The organism is Methylomonas sp. MS20 (assembly GCF_050275925.1).
Lineage (GTDB): Bacteria > Pseudomonadota > Gammaproteobacteria > Methylococcales > Methylomonadaceae > Methylomonas > Methylomonas koyamae_A.
The window spans coordinates 5,154,452-5,173,032 of record NZ_CP189962.1 but is presented as its reverse complement, the minus strand read 5'-3'; the positions used below and the strand labels follow the sequence as shown (position 1 = coordinate 5,173,032).

Genomic DNA, 18,581 nt, shown 5'->3' with positions numbered 1-18,581 from the left:
CTGCTCTTTTTAGGTTCAACGCTGTTGAAATCGCGGTCCACCATCGGCCCGAGTCGAGCTGAACAGCTTTTCGAAGTCCGCCGCCGGCACCGGTTTCGAGAAAAGGTAACCTTGCCCGTAATCGCAGCCGGCCTGCATTAATAAATCGCGCTGCACCTCGGTTTCCACGCCTTCGGCGATCACTTTCATGCCCAATACGTGCGCCAGCATGATAATTGCCTCGCACAAGGCCATATCGGTGGAATGCGCGGTCAAACCGGAGACGAAAGCCTGATCGATCTTCAAGAAATCGATCTGGTATTTTTTCAGATAGGATAGCGACGAATAGCCGGTGCCGAAATCGTCCAACGACGTCTGCATCCCGGCGTTTTTAAAAGCCAGCAGTTTCTCGGTAACGGTATTGGAGGCGTCCAGCAACAAACCTTCGGTAATTTCCACCGCGATGCATCCGCCCGGCAAACCCAGACGCTGCAAATGCTCGAACCAGTCGCCCAACTTGTCGCTATTGTTGTGAAACTGGGCGGGGGATTTATTGATACTGATCTGGAATTGGGCACTGTGACGATTGCGCCAAACCGCGACTTGCTCGGCCACTTGATGAAACACCCAGGAGCCGATCTCGGTGATCAGCCCGGTGTCTTCGGCGATGGGAATAAACTCGGCGGGATTGACGAGGCCGCGAGTGGGATGTTCCCAGCGGATCAGCACTTCGGCTTTGCGGATTTCTCCGGTAGCCAAATCCACGATCGGTTGATACGCCACCCAGATTTGTTGGTCGGCCAACGCGTGGCGAAGGTCGTTGGTCAGCCGCAAGCGAATTTCGGCGGCTTCCTGCATTGCCGGCGTAAAGTAACAAAACCGGCTGCGGCCCAGCTTCTTGGCGGCATACATGGCTTGATCGGCTTTTTTCAGTAAATCCTCCAATGAGTCGGCATCGTCCGGATACAGGGCGATGCCGATGCTGACGGAGATGTAGCAACGTTCATCCTTCAATTTGAACGGCGCCGTCATGGTCCGCAGAATCGCCTGCGCCACCCGATCGATGCTGTTAAGGTCTTGCAATTCCCCCATGATCAGCGTGAATTCATCCCCGCCCGGCCGCGCCAGGGTATCGGTCTCGCGGATGCAGGCCATCAGACGATGCGTGGTTTCCTCGAGCAAACGGTCGCCCACGTCGTGTCCCAAGGTATCGTTAATATCCTTAAAGTGATCCAGATCCAGGAACATCAGCGCCAATTTTTGGTGGCCGCGGCGGGATTTTCCAATCGCGCGTTGCAAGCGATCTAGAAACAGACGCCGGTTAGGCAGGCCGGTCAAAGGATCGACGTTGGCCTGTCTGTGAATGATTTCTTCCGCTCGGCGTTGTTCGGTGATGTCGGACGACATCGCCACCCGGCGAACGATTTGGCCGCTGTCGCCGTAGACGGTGCTGATCGATAAACGCGCCAGAAATTCCTCGCCGTTTTTGCGGCGGTTCCAAAGCTCGCCTTGCCATTGGCCGGTTTGATGCAAGCTGTGCCACATCGCCTGAAAAAACGCCTGATCTTGGCGACCGGATTTCAGCAATGAGGTGGATTGCCCGATGGCTTCGTCGGCGGAATATCCCGTCAGCGAGCTAAACGCCGGATTGATCGCGACAATGCGATTGTCGGCGTCGGCCACCATAATCGCCTCCGAGAGCGCCAGGTAAATTGTCGCGGCCAACTGTACTTCTTGTTCGTTGCGTTTGCGCTCGGTGATGTCGATGACCGCCGCCAGACAGGTTCGATTTTTCCGATCGGCAATCGCCTCGATAGTCACCCAACGGGAAGTTCCGGCCGCTGCCAGAACGATCTCGCAATGCCGCGCGGCGATTCCGGCAAACACCTGCTCCAGAAATTGATCGAACGCCGACCGAAATTCGCCGGCAACGAAATCTGCGAAGCGTCGCCCGTCAACCGTGAAGCGCTGCAGCTTCAATAATTGTTCGCCCTTGAAATTGGCTTGCTGGATGCCGCCGTCGTCGCCTAACGTAAAATAGGCGATCGGCGCGAAATCGAACAATTCCGCGTAGCGCTCCAACGCTTGTTCGGCAAGGCCGCGGGCTTCCCGCAACGCTTCGTTTTGAATTTCCAGTTCGATCTGATGCACTTGTAACTCGTGCAGCGAGCGGTCTTGCGGATCAACCGGCATGGCCGGCACGGTATTGGCCAACTGCCGTTCGGCTCGTTGGCGCAGCTCGACTTTCGTGCGAATCGTGTCATTCCGATTTTTCATGGCTGTTCCTTAATTCGGCTTCCAGCTTCTTGGTTTCGGAGATATCGATAAAGGTAATAACCACGCCGTCGATCAAATTGTCCTGGGTCCGGTACGGCATGATCCTCACCTTGAACCAACGTTCGTCGCTCGCTCTGATCTGCTTTTCCACGAACACCAAGGTTCGCAACACTTCCCGCGCATCCTGTTGTAGATCGGGATAGTCCAGATCGGTGACGATGTCGGACAACGGCCGCCCCACATCGGCGGCGATCAACTTAAACAAATGGCCGATGTGACTGGTAAAACGGCGGATATTCAGCGTGCCGTCCAGGAACACCGTGGCGATTTCCATGCTATTTAGCAGATTGTTCATGTCATTGCTGGCGCGCGACAAATCGTCGACCTTGATTTGCAACTCGGCATTGACCGTTTGCAGCTCCTCGTTTAACGACTGCATCTCTTCCTTGGAGGTGGTCAATTCCTCGTTGGTGGACTGCAATTCTTCGTTGGTCGATTGCAGTTCTTCGTTGGCGGATTTCAGTTCTTCCTGCGAGGTCTGCATTTCCTCGCGCAGGGTTTGTAAATCTTCCTGGGTGTGCTGTAGCTCCGCCTGAAGCAAGGTCTGCGCCGCGTTCGGCGATTTGCGCGACACTTTACCGGCCGGCGCAGCGGCAACGTCGGTAAACACCACCATCAACATGCCCTTTAACGCATCGGGTTTGTGGATGGCCTGCACCGACAAATTCACGGTTTGGCCGCCGCCGTCGTTAGCGACCGTTAGGCCGGCGACCTGCACTACGTCGGTTTGGGTTCTGGCTTTTTTGAGCGCGCCGATCAGTTCGTGCCGCAAACCGTCGCGGGCCATCGCGTGGATATTCCAATTGGCCTTGCCGGCGGCCGGCTCCAGATATTTTCCGGTGCGTCCGCTGATGTAAAGAATGTCGCCGTCGGCGTTAACCAAGACCGCCGCCGGAGCGAAGTGTTGCAACAGCAATTGATCCGCCAAGGTTTGCAAATTGGCGATAGGCGGGTGTTTTTCGGTATCTTCGATCATGGATGCGACGGGGAAATATTTGGTCGGGAAATCGACGTTCAACGGAAAAGGCGTATCGATGCGCCGATAAAGTCTTAATTTATGGTCGGTCGCGCTGAACAAATGACTGGCATTCCCGATCGTTTCGGCGTTGCCGAGCGTCAATATCCCGTGGCTGGCGAGCGTATAGTGGAACAGCAAAATCAGTTTTTGCTGCAATTCCTGACTCAGGTAAATCAGTAGATTTCGGCAGCAAAGCAGATCCAGCTTGGTAAACGGCGGATCCATGATCACGTTGTGCGGCGCGAAAATCACCATCTCGCGAATGTCCTTTTTGATGCGGTAGCCGCCGCCGTCCACATTAAAGAAGCGGCTAAGCCTATCCTCGGACACCTCGCCGGCGATAGTCGCGGGAAAGAAGCCTTGCCGCGCCTTGTCGATGGCATCCTGATCCAGATCGGTGGCAAAGATTTGCAGCTTGAACGGACGCGGGCTCTGGCTTTCCGCTAACACTTCCTTGAAGATCATCGCCAGCGAATACGCTTCCTCGCCGGTCGAGCAAGCCGGCACCCAGGCCCGCAAGGCCTTGCCGGCCGGATATTCGGCCAACAGCGCCGGAATGACCTCGGTCTTTAGCGACGCCCAAACCTCCGGATCGCGGAAAAAGCTGGTGACGCCGATCAGCAATTCCTTGAACAATAAATCCAACTCTTGAGGATTCTCGCGCAGATAGTCCGCATATCCGGCGATCGCGTCGATTTGGCGCAAACCCATGCGCCGTTCGATACGGCGATACATAGTATTTTTTTTATACAGAGAAAAATCGTTACCGGTACGATCGCGCAGCAGAATCAGGATTTGTTCCAGCGAGCTGCGGCTCTTTGAGGCCGGCGCCGTTTCAGGCGTTGCGTGCAAACCGCGCGGACTGTGCTTTAGATAAGCCAGGATCTTTTCCCACAGTACTCGCGGCGGCGCCACGATATCCGCCAAACCGGCGTCGATGGCGCTACGCGGCATCGAGTCGAATTGAGCGGATTCCGGCGACTGCGCGACTGCCAAGCCGGCATTCTCCTTGATCGCGCGTAAGCCTAGCGTACCGTCCGACCCCATGCCCGACAAAATCACGCCGATCGCCCGCTCGTGCTGATCGTCCGCCAGCGCCTTGAAAAACGCGTCGATCGGCAATCGCAAGCCCCTTAGCACCCGAGGTTCGAGCAAACGCAGTTTCCCGCGCTGGATCGACAAATCCTTGTTGGGCGGAATCACGTATACCCAATCGGGCTTGACGGGCATATGGTCGCCGGCCTGAATGACGGTCAACTGCGAGGCGCGCTGCAACAATGCCGGGAGCATGCCTTGATGATGGGGATCGAGATGTTGGACGACGACAAAGGCCACGCCGCAGGCGGCCGGAACCTCAGCGAAAAATTGTTCCAAGGCTTCCAGCCCCCCCGCCGACGCACCGACCGCAACGATAGGCGGCGTGCCGCCGCTATCGGCACTTGGCGGGGTTTTGGGCGCCGGGCCATGGCTGACGGCTCGCGTCAACGCATCGGCACCTGAATTGGTTCCGGGAGTGTCGGCCATGTTTTAGCTCGCTTGGAAATAGATGAATGCAGAAGGGTCAGATACTACATTGCCGTGATCCCTTTGCGCGAGTCCGGCGATAGCTGTTTGTAAAGCTCGCAAACTCTTTTAGTCACCCGCCCGAAACAATGGCAGAACTTAACACGGTCATTACGGTGGATCGGTACGTTAACGCACATATCGGCCGACGGCCGACACGCGACTCAAGCAATTTCCGCTGGCGGTAGACGAGCAGGTTTCAAACGACGCGGCTTGTTGGTTGGCAAGGGAGGGAGGTCTAGCTTCGCATCCAGTCATGGTGCTGGGCGTTGATTCGCGGAGATTTCAGCGGCCGGCCCCATTGGGGACCGGCGCGGAATGGCGGATGCCGGCCGGTGTTAGGCCAAGGCTTTCTTGAAAAACTCGGGGCAGGCCAGGCTGGCTTGGTGGATGTCGCTGTTGTAGTATACGGTCTCGAACGGCTTGGCGGCGGCGTCCGCTTCACGGAACTTGGCTAGATCGCCCTTGCCGGCCATCGTCGCGCTCCACCAACCGGACGGATAAATACATTGCGGAAAGAAAATGGTTTGCAGACTGCCGAAACCGCCGGCCTGCATTTCCGCACGCATTTCTTTCAGGATTTTCATATGCAACAAGGCCGATTCGCTTTGTTGAACGACAATACCGTTCTCGCTCAAGGCCCTGAAACAATCCCTGTAAAAATCGGCGCAGAACAAGCCTTCGGCCGGACCGACCGGGTCGGTACTATCGACGATAATGATGTCCACGCTGCCGGGCTCGGCGTCCTTGACCCATTTAATGCCGTCGATGAATTTCAAATCGGCGCGGGGGTCTTGGTTGGATTCGCAAAGTTCCGGGAAATAAATCTCCGCCAAGCGGGTAACGCGTTCGTCGATGTCGATTTGCACTGCTTGCTCGACATTCGGGTGCTTCAACACCTCGCGCAAAGTTCCGCAATCGCCTCCGCCTATGATCCAGACTCTTTTCGGGTTGGGATGGGTGTAGAGCACCGGGTGACTCATCATCTCGTGGTAGAAAAAATTGTCGCGGGTCGAGACCATCGTGCAGCCGTCGATGACCATCAGATTACCGAATTGTTCGGTCTCGTAGATTTCCAGAAACTGAAACTCGGATTGCTCCTCGTGCAGCTTGCGTTTGATTTTCAATGAAAAGGCGGAGCCGGATGGCTCTTGCGCTTCGCTGAACCAGGTGGCGTCGAGCATGTGTTGTCCTCAAAAAGTCATAAAATTCGCGGCATTATACTTTAGAATTGCCACCACTTTATGACAGCACGGGGAGCTTAGGTGCCGACATCCGCATGGTCGATTGAACAGGCCAAACAGCTATACGCGATCCAACAATGGGGCGACGGCTATTTTTCGATTAACGACCGGGGGCATGTCAGCGTCAAACCGAGCGGCGCTAGTCAGGTGGAAATCGACTTGTTCGAGGTAGCCGGAGCCTTGCTGGATAAAGGCTTGAGTCTACCGGTGCTGATCAGATTCACCGATATTCTGCCGGACCGCATCCGCCGGCTGCAACAAGCTTTCGATCAGGCCCGTGCCCATCACGACTATGCCGGCCGCTATACGCCGGTGTATCCGATCAAGGTCAATCAACAGGGCAATGTCGTCGAAAGCATCGTGTCGGCCGAGCATATCGGCCTGGAAGCCGGCAGCAAGCCGGAGTTGTTGGCGATTTTGGGTTTGGCCAAGCCCAACGGCACCATCGTCTGCAACGGCTACAAGGATCGGTTTTATATCCGGATGGCGCTAATGGGCCAATTGATGGGCTTGGCGGTGTTCATCGTCATCGAAAAACCGTCCGAACTGGAACTGATTCTGGAAGAAGCCGCCAAGTTGCAAGTTCAGCCCCTGATCGGCCTGCGGGTGCGGCTATCCACGATCAGCGCCGGCAAATGGCAGAACAGCGGCGGCGAAAAATCCAAATTCGGTTTGCACGCCAACGAGGTCCTGCAATTGGTGGCCCGTCTGGAGCAGGTCGGCATGCTCGATTGCCTGCGTTTGATGCATTTTCACATGGGTTCGCAAATCGCCAACATCCACGACATCAAACTGGCATTGAAGGAAGCCGGCCAGTTTTACCGACAATTGCGCGACTTGGGCGCCAACATCACCACTGTCGATGCCGGCGGCGGTTTGGGTGTCGATTACGACGGCAGCGGCTCGCGTAGGGAATGTTCGATCAATTACAGCATGCGCGAATACGCCGACAATATCGTCCGCGCCTTTGCCGAAACCAGCCGCGCCTACGGTCTGCCGCAACCCGACATCATCACGGAGTCCGGCCGCGCCATCACCGCTCACCATGCGGTGCTGATTACCAACGTCACCGAGGTCGAAACCTTGCACGGCGCGGCGCCCGCGGTCGGGCGCTTCGGCAACGTCAGCGAGGCTTACCACAACGCTCAGTTCGACATGGCCGAAGCCCGCGCCCGTTTCGTGCAGGGCGACATCGGTCTGGCCGAACTGGCCGACGCCGAAAAGCGCTATGTTGGTTTGTGCCAACAAATCCAGGCGCAGTTGAATTTGGATAACCACCATCACCGCGAAATTTTGCAGGAACTCGACGAGAAGCTGGCCGACAAGGTGTTTTGCAATTTCTCACTGTTTCAATCGATGCCGGACATATGGGGTATCGACCAGATTTTCCCTATCATGCCGATTCATCGTTTGAGCGAGCCGCCTTCCCGGCGCGCGGTGTTGCAGGATTTGACCTGCGACTCGGACGGCCGTATCGATCAATACGTCGATTGCCAAAACATCGCTAACACGCTGCCGCTGCATGCCATCGCCGCCGGCGACGATTATTTGATCGGCTTTTTCATGGTTGGCGCCTACCAGGAAATTCTGGGCGACATGCATAATCTGTTTGGCGACACCCATTCGATTAACGTCGAACTGGACGGCGACGGTTACCGCTTCGGCGAATTCATGGAAGGCGAGGATGTCAGCGAATTGCTCGATTACGTGCATATCGATACCACCGCATTGAAAGCGGCCTACCGGCGCAAACTGGACCAGGCCCCGTTAAGCGCCGAGCAAAAGCACGCTTTCGAGCAAGAATTGCTGGTCGGACTAAACGCCTATACTTATCTGGATAAATAACGGCGTTAGCCGACGCAAGCCAACGGAGTACGAATGAAAGCGGGTTTTATCGGTTTGGGCGCCATGGGGCGGGGCATGGCGATTAACCTCGCCAGGGCCGGCCACTTGGCGGCGGTTTATAATCGTAGCGGCGACAAAGCCTCGGCGCTGGCCGCCGAACTCGGCATCGAAGCCTGCGAGAGCATCGAGCAAATGGCGGCGCGGGTCGAAGTGCTGTTTGTCTGCGTATCGGCCGACAAAGATGTATTGGCGGTGGTCGACGCGATTTGTAAAACCGTGCGGGCCGGGAGTGTGGTGGTCGACATGTCCACGGTGTCCGGTGATACCGCGCGTCAGGCCGCGCAAAGGCTAGCGGCCCGGCACGCAGACTTCCTCGACGCCCCGGTGTCCGGCGGCGTCGAAGGCGCCCGTAACGCCAGCTTGGCGATGATGGTGGGAGGCGATGCCCAGGTGCTGGAGCAGGTTCGCCCGCTATTGGCGGCCATGACCAAGCGCATCGAACACCTAGGCGGAGTCGGTGCCGGCCAAGCCTGTAAGGCGGTCAATCAAATCATGGTGGCGGGCATCAATCAGGCCGTGACCGAAGCGCTGGCGTTTGCCGACGCTCAGGATTTGCCGATGGATAAAGTGATCGACGTCATCGCCGGCGGCGCCGCCGGCAACTGGTTTTTGGATCACCGGGGCAAAACGATGACGCAAGGCTTGTTCCCGCCGGGCTTCAAACTCGCCCTGCATCACAAGGATTTGAAGATCGCCCAGCAGATGGCGCAGCATGCCGGCATGGCCAGTCCGTTGACGGTAATGACCTTGGCGGACTACGCCAAGTTAATGGCTAAGGGTTATGGCGACGAAGATATTTCGGCGCTGTACCGATTGAAACAACAGCGAAATTCCAATTAGTTTACAAGGTGTAACAATGAAAATTACAGTGTTTGGCAGCGGTTATGTAGGTTTGGTAACGGGTGCTTGCTTGGCCGAGGTCGGTAACCAAGTGATGTGCATGGATGTCGATGCCAGCAAAATCGAACGTTTGAAACAAGGCATTATCCCGATTTACGAGCCGGGTCTGGAAGAAATGGTTAAGGACAACATGGCTGCCGGCCGCTTGAGCTTCACCACCGACGTCAAGGAAGCCGTGGATTTCGGTTTATTTCAATTCATCGCGGTCGGCACGCCGCCGGACGAAGACGGCTCCGCCGACTTGAAATACGTGTTGGCGGTGGCCAAAAGCGTTGCCGAGCACATGACCGATTACAAAATCGTGGTCGATAAGTCCACGGTGCCGGTCGGTACCGCCGACAAAGTCAAGCAAGTCGTGGTCGATGTCCTGGCGCAACGCGGCGAAACCTTGGAATTCGACGTGGTATCCAATCCGGAATTCCTGAAAGAGGGTTCGGCGCTGGACGACTTCATGAAGCCGGACCGCATCATCATCGGCACCGACAATCCGCGCACCGCCGAGTTGCTGAAAGCCTTGTACGCGCCGTTCAACCGTAGCCGCGAGCGGGTCATCAATATGGACATTCGCTCCGCCGAACTGACCAAATACGCCGCCAACGCGATGCTGGCCACCAAAATCAGTTTCATGAACGAACTAGCCAACCTGGCCGAGCGTCTGGGCGCCGACATCGAGCACGTTCGTCACGGGATCGGCTCGGACAGCCGGATCGGTTACAGCTTCATTTATCCCGGCTGCGGCTACGGCGGCTCTTGCTTTCCCAAAGACGTCAAGGCGCTGGAACGCACCGCTCGCGACTACGGCTATCATGCCGAATTGTTGAGCGCCGTTGAAAATGTCAACGACCGGCAAAAGCACCGCTTGTTCGAAAAAATCTCCGCGTACTATCCCGACGGCGTCAAGGGCAAAACCTTCGCGTTGTGGGGACTGGCCTTCAAGCCCAACACCGACGACATGCGCGAAGCGCCCAGCCGAGTCCTGCTGGAAGCCCTGATCGCGGCTGGCGCCACGGTACGAGCTTACGACCCGGAAGCGATGGAAGAAGCCCACCGTATCTACGGCGACAAAGCAGGACTGGTTTATTGTCCTAAACAGACCGATACCTTAAACGACGCCGACGCGCTGATCATCGTTACCGAGTGGAAACAGTTCCGCAGCCCGGATTTCGACGATCTGAGCAAGCAATTGAAGGACAAAGTGATCTTCGACGGCCGGAATATGTACGAACCCCGGTTGGTCAAACAGTTCGGTTTGGGCTATTACGCGATCGGGCGTTAAATGGTCGGTATCGCTGGGGCGGGGTAATCGCGCCGCCCCGGCGCCACGCTAAGCCGCGCAATCGTTCAAGATTAAGATCGTATAGATTTTTCCCTCGGCGTTTACAGACACACCGAGGGCCGCGGCTCAGGCCGCCAATTAAGTTATTCTAAAACGCTTGGTCGGTAAACGTCGCACCCGGTGTCGGCATTTCCAGCTTCGCCAAAGTCAAGGCTTCGATGCCGTCGGTGTCCAACAATAAAACCTCGCGCTTGTCGGCGATTGTGACGGTATCGACGCCATTGCCCTCTAGTACTCGGCCGTTTCTCGGCGCCGCTTTCACGCAATAACCGTAAAGATGGGCGATTTCCAAATAGTCGTGCAACCGGCTGGCGATCGGCTTAGGCTCGGCGGTGCGAATCACATGTTTCGATAATCCCAACATTCGGCGGGTATCGACGTCGCATCGTCCACTTAGTGGTCGCGAGCGGACGTCGAGTCGGCCGAAATTAACGGGTCAGCTTCAAATACTTGCGGTAAAGACTGTCCTGATCCTCGACGACGCCGGGGTCCTTGGAAATGCAGTCCACCGGACAGACTTCCATGCATTGCGGCTTGTCGTGGTGGCCGACGCATTCAGTACACAAGCTGGGGTTGATGATGTAGATTTCCTCGCCTTGCGAAATGGCGCCGTTCGGGCATTCCGGTTCGCAGACGTCGCAGTTGATGCATTCATCGCTAATAAGCAGTGCCATGGTTACTCCGATTTAAATTTTGCGATTAAACGTTGTTTGACCGGCTCGGGCACGAAACTGGACACGTCGCCGTGCAATTGGGCGATCTCGCGGATCATGCTCGACGAGATGAACTCGTATTGTTCGGCCGGGGTCAGGAATACGGTTTCGATATCCGGATTCAGCCGGCGGTTCATTCCCGCCAATTGAAATTCGTATTCGAAGTCCGAAACGGCCCGCAAGCCGCGAATGATGACGCTGGCTTTGTGCTTACGGGCGCAATCGACCAACAAGGTGTCGAAGCCGATCACGGTGACGTTCGGGAATTCGCTGGCGACCTCGCGAATCAAGGCCACCCGCTCGTCCAACGAGAATAGTGGATTCTTCCCCTTGCTGACCGCCACCGCGACGATGACTTGCCGATACAGTCGGGAGGCTCTGGCGATCAGATCCAGATGGCCGTTGGTAACCGGATCGAAGGTACCCGGGTAAATCGCGGTAATGTTCATGGATTTGGGGCCATAGGAAAAAGGCGCGCATTTTAACCCATCCGGATCGCGAAAGCCTTAGCAGCGTTGCAACAGGCTGTAGGCGACTTCGCCGGCCGTCTTGGCCTTCAATAACCGCCAACCGTCTGGCCAGACCGGCAGCGGTCGATTGCTTTCTGTTTCGACGTAGATTTTTGCATAAACGCTCAACCAGCCGGCGGTTTCCAGCAACTCGCAAGTTGGGCCGGCCAAGTCACGGCCGAATGGCGGATCGAGAAACGCCAGATCGAAGGCCCGCGCGGGGCCTTGCAAAAAGGTCGACACGTCCCGCTCGACCAAGTTGATCGAGCTGGCCGCGAGCGTGCCGGCGTTGTCTCTGATCCAGCGGCAGGCGTTCGGATGGTTTTCCACTTGCCAGACTTCCTTGGCGCCTCGCGAGGCCGCTTCGAAACCCAGCGCGCCGCTACCGGCATATAAATCCAGGCAGCGGCTGCCGGCGACATCAAGCTGCAACCAATTGAACAAGGTTTCCCGAATCCGGGACGGCGTCGGCCGCAAGCCCGGCGCGTCCTCGAACAGGATTTGCCGGCCGCGCCACTGGCCGCCGATGATGCGTATCCGGTTCGCCATGCTTATTCGCCGGCCTCGGCCTCGGTTGCTTTGGCTTGCTTCGCGGGCGTGGGTTTGGCGGCCGCGCCGCCGACCGTAACGGTTTGCAGCAACTCCGGTTTCACCCGGCGCGCGAAGGCATCCTTGATCTGCTCGACGCTCACCGCTTCGACCTTACTCTGGAAAGTATCCAGATAATCCAAGGGTTGTTGGTAAAAGCCTATCATCGCCACGTAATCGCTGAGCTTGGCGTTGGTATCCAGGCGTAGCGCGAAGCCGCCGGTAATGTTCTGCTTGGCGGCGGTCAGTTCGGCATCGCTAGGGCCTTTCGCCAAAAACTCGGCGAAGGTTTGCCGCAGCACCTGCAAGGCCTCCCCGGTCTGATCGTTGCGGGTTTGCAAGCTCATCATGAACGGTCCCTGCCGATACATTGGCGCGAACACGCTGTAGGCGCCGTAGGCCAGGCCGCGTTTTTCCCGGACTTCTTCGAACAAACGCGACACCATGCTGCCGCCGCCCAGGATGTGATTCCCAACGTAAAGCGCGAAGTAATCCGGGTCTTTGCGATAAGTACCTGGCAGGCCGACCAACACGTGGGTTTGGGTCGATGGAAACTCGATGTGTTGTTCGCTGGTCTGGCTGGGCATCGTCACCGGCGGAATTTCGGCGGGCTTTTCGCCTTTCGGCAACTTTGCCAGCACCGCATTCGCGGTTTGCTCGGCTTGTTGCCGATTCAAATCGCCGACGATCACGACCATCGCGTTGGTGGCGACGTAATAGCGCTGGTAAAAGGCTTTCAAATCGGCCACGGTCAATGGGGCGACCGTTTCGATCAAACCGGCTTCCGGATGCGCGTAGGGGTGGTCGCCGAAGACCGCCTTGTTGAACGCGATGCCGGCAATTTCGCCGGGCGATTCTTCCCGGTGTTTCAAACCGGCCAGGGTTCTGGCTTTTTCGCGTTGAAAATCGGCTTCGTTGAATGCCGGTTGGCTGAGCACGGTTTCGAAATTCGCCAGGGCTTTGTCGAACAAGGCCGGGTCGGTCAGCGTGCGCACCGACAGCCAGGCCATGTCTTCGCTGACGCCGGCGCCATATTGGGCGCCGACCGATTCGAAGCGCTGGGCAATGTCGTCCGCGCTCAAGCTCCCCGCACCGCTGTCGAGCAAGGCCGATGTCAGCGAGGCGATGCCGAATTGCGCGCCGTCGCGGGCGCTGCCGGCGTCGAAGACCACGCGGACGTCGACCATCGGCAGGCCGCCGGTGTGTACGAAGTAAACCCGGCTGCCTTGCGCGGTTTGCCAATGTTCGATTTTGGCGGCGGCCCAAACCGACTGGCCGAGCAGCAGCAGAATCAGACCGAATAAATTAAAACGCATGACGGGCTCCTGACAGTTTTTTCGGTTTGGCCGATTCGGTGATCGGCTGCGGATCGAGGTAGGCGACGGTCAACGTGTCTTCGATCAAATATTTACGCGCGACTTCGCGCACCTGTTCGGCGGTGACCTGATTGACCTTGGCAACGTAGTCGTCGGACTTTTGCCAGCCGATGCCGGCGGTTTCCAGCGTGCCGAGCTGCATGGCCTGATAGAAATTGGAGTCTTTTTGGTAGACCGAACTGGCCAGTACCTGAGCCTTGATGCGTTGTAATTCCTCTTTGTCGATCAGCTCGTTCTTCAGTTGATAAACCTCGTCGAGCAAGGCGTACTCCAGGTCGTATACGGTTTTACCTTCGGCCGGGGTACCTTCCAGCAGGAACAAGTCCGACAAGCGCGAGGTCAGGTCGTAACCGGCTCCGGCCGATACCGCGACCTGCTTGCCCCTGATCAAACGGGCCGGCAAGCGGGCGCTGTCGCCGCCGTCGAGTATGCCGGACAGCACTTCCAGCGCGTAAGCTTCCCATTCGGGTTTGGCGGTGTTCAAGACCGGCACTTTGTAGCCCAGCATCACGTAAGGCAATTTGGCCGGCGCCTTGACGGTGATCCGGCGCACGCCGCGCTGTTCGGATTCGGCTTGCGGCTTGACCGGCTTGATCGTGCTGGGTTTTAGCGGTGCGAAGTATTGTTCGGCCAGTTGCTCGACTTGCTTGGCATCGACATCGCCGACTACCACCAAAGTGGCATTATTCGGCGCGTACCATTGTTGATACCAGGCTTGCAGGTCTTCGATCTGGTAATTGGCGATGTCGGACGGCCAACCGATCACCGGATTTTGGTAGGGGCTGTTGGTAAACGCGGTCGCCATGAATTGTTCGTGGACTTTGGCGCGCGGCTGGTCGTCGGTGCGCATCCGGCGTTCTTCGGTGACGACTTCCAATTCCTTTTTCAACTCGTCGGCTTTCAGATTCAGGTTGCGCATCCGGTCGCTTTCCAGCTTAAAACTGATTTCCAGCCGGGATTTTTCCAAGGTCTGAAAATACGCCGTGTAATCCTGGCCGGTGAAGGCGTTCTCGCTGCCGCCGTTGGCGGCGATTATTCGGGAGAATTCGCCGGCCGGATATTGTTCGGTACCCTTGAACATCATGTGTTCCAACATGTGCGAGATGCCGGTAATGCCGCCGGGTTCGTAACTGGCTCCGACCTTGTACCACACCTGCGAAACCACCACCGGCGAGCGGTGGTCTTCCTTTACCAGTAGTTTCAAGCCATTGCCGAATACGTGTTCGTGTACCTTGCTGTCCTCGGCCCTCGCCAGGATGGCAGGGCAAAGCAGCGCTAACGCTGCGAGCCTGTGTTTCATAGTTCCCTCGTTGCTTGGAATGGTGAGCGCCTGTGATTGTTTTAATAATCAGAGGTTCACTGTTATTCTATATGTTTGCCGAAACCGAAATCCATCCGCAGCCGAATGACGGACAAACCCGCGTTATCCTGGAAGAACTATTTGGAACTCTGCAAGCCCAGAGTCGTGGCATTGATCGTGTTTACCGCGATCGTCGGCATGTTGCTGGCCGTACCCGGCATGCCGCCGCTGGCCTTGTTCGTTTATGCCACGATTGGCATTGGCTTGGCGGCTTCGTCGGCGGCGGCGATCAATCACTTCATCGACCAAGAGGCCGATGCCGAAATGGCCCGTACCCGCAACCGGCCGCTGCCGACCGGCGAGCTGAATTCCCGTCAGGTACTGCTGTTCGCGGCGGCGATCGGTTTGTTCGCAATGGGCTTGTTGGCGGGACTGGTTAACGTATTGACGGCGGTCCTGACGTTTCTGTCCTTAATCGGTTATGCCTTTGTTTATACCATCTATCTGAAAAAAGCCACGCCGCAGAACATCGTGATCGGCGGCGCGGCCGGCGCGGCTCCGCCGGTGTTGGGCTGGGCGGCGATGACCGGTAACGTACATCCGCACGCGCTGTTGCTGTTCTTGATTATTTTCGTCTGGACCCCGCCGCACTTCTGGGCGTTGGCGATCGCCAAGCGCGAAGAATACGCCAAGGTTTCCATTCCGATGCTGCCGGTTACCCACGGCGTCGAATTCACCCGCCTGCAAATCTTGCTATACACGATATTGCTGCTGATCACCACGCTGCTGCCCTATCTGACCGGCATGACCGGCTTGATTTACCTGGCGTCGGCGGTATTGTTGGGCCTGGGCTTTTTGTATTACGCGGTGCAGATGATGCGCAAGAAGGACAATAAGACCGCGATGCGCACCTTCGGCTACTCGATCGTTTACTTGATGCTGATCTTCGCCGCGTTGTTAATCGACCACTACTTCCCGCTTTCCCTGTCATGACGCTGACTACCGAAGAACACCCGTTCGCCGAATTCATCAAAATTCTCGGCAAGGGCAAGAAAGGCGCCCGGCCGTTAACTCAGGACGAAGCCTATCGGGCGATGAAAATGATTTTGGCCGACGGTCAGGTCGAGCCCATCCAGCTCGGCGCGTTTTTGATGCTGATGCGGGTCAAGGAAGAAACCTGCGAGGAACTGGCCGGTTTCGTCGCGGCCGCTAGGGAGACCTTCCAATTTCGGCACGAAGTCAGCGTGGACCTGGACTGGTCGTCCTACGCCGGCAAGCGCCGACACTTACCGTGGTTTTTGCTGTCGACCTTGCTGCTGGCCGATAACGGCATCAAGGTGTTCATGCACGGTGCCGGCGGTCACACCCAGGGCCGGCTGTATACCGAAAACGTCTTGAACGCGTTGGGCTTACCGCCGGCGGCGTCGATAGCCGAGGCCGCCGACCAACTGCAACGGGGTAATTTCAGCTATTTGTCGTTGGAACACATCTGCCCCAAGTTGTTCGACATGATCAATCTACGGCCGGTCATGGGCTTGCGCTCGCCGGTGCATACCTTGGTCAGATTGCTGAACCCGTTCGACGCCAGTCACAGTATCCAGGGCATATTTCATCCGAGCTATCGCCAGGTCCATCAAAAAGCGGCGTTGTTGTTAAACCAAGCGCACATGGCGGTATTAAAAGGCGAAGGCGGCGAGACCGAGCGTAACCCGGATGTCGAATGTTTGGTGCAAAGCGTGCATGGCGACGAGCTGAGCGACGAGGTCTGGCCGGCGTTGTTCGAGCGTCGGCATATGAAAGCCGAAGAACTGGACCCGCAATTATTGGCCCGAGTCTGGCGCGGCGAGATTGACGACGAATTCGCGGTGGCCTCGATCACCGGCACCGCGGCAGTGACGCTAAAGCTGCTCGGCCGCGCTGGCAGTCAAGCGGAGGCCGAACAGCTTGCCAAGGACTACTGGCGCAAGCGCGATCTAGCCCGCGGCTTGTAAACCGGCGACGGAAAAATTCGGGATACCCTTGAAATCGCCGCGCGCCAGATGTTGGTATTGCAGACCGATCAGCGTCGAAAACTCGTCGTGTTCCACCCAGATCACCTTGGCCTGGCCCTGCAGTTCCAGATGTTTGAAATCGAAGTCGGCGATGCTGTTCGGTTGCACTTTTACCAATCCGAACATCCTGATCATCAAACCGTCGACCGAAACGTTTTCGGTGCTAAACGCATAATCGACGCCGTCCAGCACAATATGCCCCGGCTCGGTCATCGACTTGCGGTAGGCACGCCGGGAATACAGCAGCTGGTCGGCATCGTAGGATAAATGGCGAAACTCGATCGCAATCTGAAAGCCCTGCTCGGTCGCTTCGGCTCTAACCACTTCCGCTTCGCCCACGACGCGCATTTCCGGTAAATAAATATCGACGATAGGCGAAACTTGCAGGGCGCTGAATATGTCCTTGATGCCGTTTCCCGGCGGCGTATCCACCAATTCCGCCAATAGCCCGGTCAGCGAGAGATTGACGATTTTGATCGGATGTTCCTGATACCCGAGATAGAGCAAGCCCTGGCTGGTCAGGTTTTTTCGGTAGGCGCGGTTTTCAACGATGGGCATGGCCTGTCCTTTTTGATAGCGGGGGCTTCCGGTCGGGAGTCCTGAGTGACTTAGGGGTATTAGGGCATGAAAAATAAACTAATCGGTTTCGTTAGTCTAACGCTTTTCTCGGCCTGCGCCAGTCTGCCGCCGAAAAACACCGAAAATCTGTGTGAAATTTTTCGGGAAAAGGAGGACTGGTACCAGGCCTCGCTCGATTCGGCGCGGCGTTGGGGCGTGCCCATCGCGGTGCAAATGGCCATCATTCATCAGGAAAGCCGCTTCGTCGCGGACGCTGAACCGCCTAGGCCGACGATTTTAGGATTTATTCCCTGGTTCCGGTCCAGCAGCGCCTACGGTTACCCGCAAGCCAAGGACGAAACCTGGGCCGATTATCGGAGAAAAACCGGGAAAGGCTGGGCCGATCGCGAAGACTTTGCCGACAGTTGCGATTTCGTGGCCTGGTACTGCGCCACCACTCGCGACATGCTGGGCATATCCGCGTCCGACACCCACCATCTTTATCTGGCTTATCACGAAGGCCAGGGCGGATACCGGCGTAGCAGCTATTTGCAGAAACCTTGGCTATTGAATACCGCGCAAAAAGTTCACCGTCGCGCGCTCAATTACGACGCGCAATTAAGCGGTTGCCGACAGGAGCTGAACGCCGAAAACTGATAAACTAAACCGTTCACCAAACCGCAGGGAGTTATCGTGAAAACCGTAAAACAGCGCGTCGTCGCTACTTTAACCGCATTTATTATAGGATTCGTCATGTTCTCGATGGCCAACGCCACTACCCCCGCCGAAAATCTCGCCGCCGGCGAAGCCTTTTTGGCCGAAAACGCTAAAAAGCCCGGCATTGTCACCACGGCCAGCGGCTTGCAATATCAAGTCGTTACCGAAGGCAGCGGCGCGCAACCCGGCCCAACCGACAACGTCACCGTCCATTACCAAGGCACGACAATAGACGGCAAGGAATTCGACAGTTCCTACAAACGCGGCGCACCGGCCTCGTTCCCGTTGAATCGGGTGATTCCCGGTTGGACAGAAGGTCTGCAATTGATGAAGGAAGGCGCCAAATACCGTTTGTTCATCCCGGCTAAACTGGCGTACGGCGAGCGCGGCGCCGGTCGCGACATCGGCCCCAATTCGGCGCTGATTTTCGATGTCGAACTGATCAAGGCCCGTTAATCCGCAAGGCTTGGGCGGTGCGCCAGCCGCG

At 57.0% G+C, this 18,581-nt stretch carries 17 protein-coding genes; 7 read left to right on the top strand and 10 right to left on the bottom strand.

What is annotated here, in order from left to right; translation table 11 throughout:
- Positions 1-15: 15 nt before the first annotated feature.
- From ACQE3D_RS23045 to speE, 3 genes are all read right to left on the bottom strand, one after another.
- Positions 16-2,256, bottom strand: coding sequence for a putative bifunctional diguanylate cyclase/phosphodiesterase (locus ACQE3D_RS23045; RefSeq protein WP_427551298.1), 2,241 nt, complete (start codon positions 2,254-2,256; stop codon positions 16-18).
- On the bottom strand, positions 2,240-4,858 hold the full coding sequence (locus ACQE3D_RS23040) for a chemotaxis protein CheB (RefSeq protein WP_313730319.1): 2,619 nt from the start codon (positions 4,856-4,858) through the stop codon (positions 2,240-2,242). Before ACQE3D_RS23040 ends, ACQE3D_RS23045 begins: the two co-directional genes overlap by 17 nt.
- A gap of 377 nt (positions 4,859-5,235) precedes the next feature.
- Positions 5,236-6,081 (bottom strand): polyamine aminopropyltransferase, encoded by an 846-nt coding sequence (gene speE / locus ACQE3D_RS23035; RefSeq protein ID WP_064026724.1) that lies wholly within the window; start codon positions 6,079-6,081, stop codon positions 5,236-5,238.
- Between the two features lie 81 nt (positions 6,082-6,162).
- On the opposite strand from speE, the gene speA reads away from it, so the two are divergent.
- Genes speA through ACQE3D_RS23020 form a run of 3 tightly spaced genes read left to right on the top strand, consistent with a single transcriptional unit; the run spans position 6,163 to position 10,222 of the window.
- Positions 6,163-7,986 (top strand): biosynthetic arginine decarboxylase, encoded by a 1,824-nt coding sequence (speA, locus tag ACQE3D_RS23030; RefSeq protein WP_168028393.1) that lies wholly within the window; start codon positions 6,163-6,165, stop codon positions 7,984-7,986.
- A 33-nt stretch (positions 7,987-8,019) separates the two neighbouring features.
- The gene (locus ACQE3D_RS23025; protein ID WP_281021681.1) at positions 8,020-8,886 is read left to right on the top strand and encodes an NAD(P)-dependent oxidoreductase; all 867 of its coding nucleotides are present in this window, start codon (positions 8,020-8,022) and stop codon (positions 8,884-8,886) included.
- A gap of 16 nt (positions 8,887-8,902) precedes the next feature.
- Entirely contained in the window at positions 8,903-10,222 is a 1,320-nt protein-coding gene (locus tag ACQE3D_RS23020) for a UDP-glucose dehydrogenase family protein (RefSeq protein ID WP_313730320.1), read from the top strand.
- Between the two features lie 148 nt (positions 10,223-10,370).
- Here the strand turns inward: ACQE3D_RS23020 and ACQE3D_RS23015 are convergent, their stop codons facing one another.
- The 6 genes from ACQE3D_RS23015 to ACQE3D_RS22990 all read right to left on the bottom strand — a co-directional run bounded on the left by ACQE3D_RS23015 (position 10,371) and on the right by ACQE3D_RS22990 (position 14,768).
- Positions 10,371-10,646 carry a Rho-binding antiterminator gene (locus tag ACQE3D_RS23015; RefSeq protein WP_313730321.1) on the bottom strand — a complete coding sequence of 92 codons (276 nt, stop codon included), beginning with the start codon at positions 10,644-10,646 and terminating at the stop codon, positions 10,371-10,373.
- A gap of 64 nt (positions 10,647-10,710) precedes the next feature.
- Positions 10,711-10,956 (bottom strand): YfhL family 4Fe-4S dicluster ferredoxin, encoded by a 246-nt coding sequence (locus ACQE3D_RS23010; protein ID WP_064028440.1) that lies wholly within the window; start codon positions 10,954-10,956, stop codon positions 10,711-10,713.
- Between the two features lie 2 nt (positions 10,957-10,958).
- Positions 10,959-11,444, bottom strand: coding sequence for a pantetheine-phosphate adenylyltransferase (coaD, locus tag ACQE3D_RS23005; protein WP_071159082.1), 486 nt, complete (start codon positions 11,442-11,444; stop codon positions 10,959-10,961).
- Between the two features lie 57 nt (positions 11,445-11,501).
- Positions 11,502-12,053: a 16S rRNA (guanine(966)-N(2))-methyltransferase RsmD gene (gene rsmD, locus ACQE3D_RS23000; protein WP_313730322.1), complete on the bottom strand. Its 552-nt coding sequence runs from the start codon at positions 12,051-12,053 to the stop codon at positions 11,502-11,504.
- A gap of 2 nt (positions 12,054-12,055) precedes the next feature.
- On the bottom strand, positions 12,056-13,408 hold the full coding sequence (locus ACQE3D_RS22995; RefSeq protein WP_313730323.1) for a M16 family metallopeptidase: 1,353 nt from the start codon (positions 13,406-13,408) through the stop codon (positions 12,056-12,058).
- The gene (locus ACQE3D_RS22990; protein WP_313730324.1) at positions 13,398-14,768 is read right to left on the bottom strand and encodes a M16 family metallopeptidase; all 1,371 of its coding nucleotides are present in this window, start codon (positions 14,766-14,768) and stop codon (positions 13,398-13,400) included. The genes ACQE3D_RS22995 and ACQE3D_RS22990 overlap by 11 nt, the downstream gene beginning before the upstream one ends.
- Positions 14,769-14,861: 93 nt before the next feature.
- Between ACQE3D_RS22990 and cyoE the strand changes: the two genes are divergently transcribed.
- Together cyoE and ACQE3D_RS22980 are read left to right on the top strand one after the other, a co-directional pair.
- The gene (gene cyoE / locus ACQE3D_RS22985; RefSeq protein WP_064028512.1) at positions 14,862-15,761 is read left to right on the top strand and encodes a heme o synthase; all 900 of its coding nucleotides are present in this window, start codon (positions 14,862-14,864) and stop codon (positions 15,759-15,761) included.
- Positions 15,758-16,759 carry a glycosyl transferase family protein gene (locus ACQE3D_RS22980; RefSeq protein WP_313730325.1) on the top strand — a complete coding sequence of 334 codons (1,002 nt, stop codon included), beginning with the start codon at positions 15,758-15,760 and terminating at the stop codon, positions 16,757-16,759. The genes cyoE and ACQE3D_RS22980 overlap by 4 nt, the downstream gene beginning before the upstream one ends.
- Here the strand turns inward: ACQE3D_RS22980 and ACQE3D_RS22975 are convergent.
- Complete coding sequence (locus ACQE3D_RS22975; RefSeq protein ID WP_064028454.1) at positions 16,742-17,377, bottom strand: PilZ domain-containing protein; 636 nt, start codon at positions 17,375-17,377, stop codon at positions 16,742-16,744. The two genes, ACQE3D_RS22980 and ACQE3D_RS22975, sit on opposite strands and share 18 nt — an antisense overlap.
- Positions 17,378-17,443: 66 nt before the next feature.
- On the opposite strand from ACQE3D_RS22975, the gene ACQE3D_RS22970 reads away from it, so the two are divergent.
- Together ACQE3D_RS22970 and ACQE3D_RS22965 are read left to right on the top strand one after the other, a co-directional pair.
- The gene (locus ACQE3D_RS22970) at positions 17,444-18,034 is read left to right on the top strand and encodes a hypothetical protein (RefSeq protein WP_168028379.1); all 591 of its coding nucleotides are present in this window, start codon (positions 17,444-17,446) and stop codon (positions 18,032-18,034) included.
- Between the two features lie 96 nt (positions 18,035-18,130).
- Positions 18,131-18,550, top strand: a complete 420-nt coding sequence (locus ACQE3D_RS22965; protein ID WP_302848351.1) for an FKBP-type peptidyl-prolyl cis-trans isomerase — start codon at positions 18,131-18,133, stop codon at positions 18,548-18,550.
- The last annotated feature ends 31 nt before the right edge of the window (positions 18,551-18,581 follow it).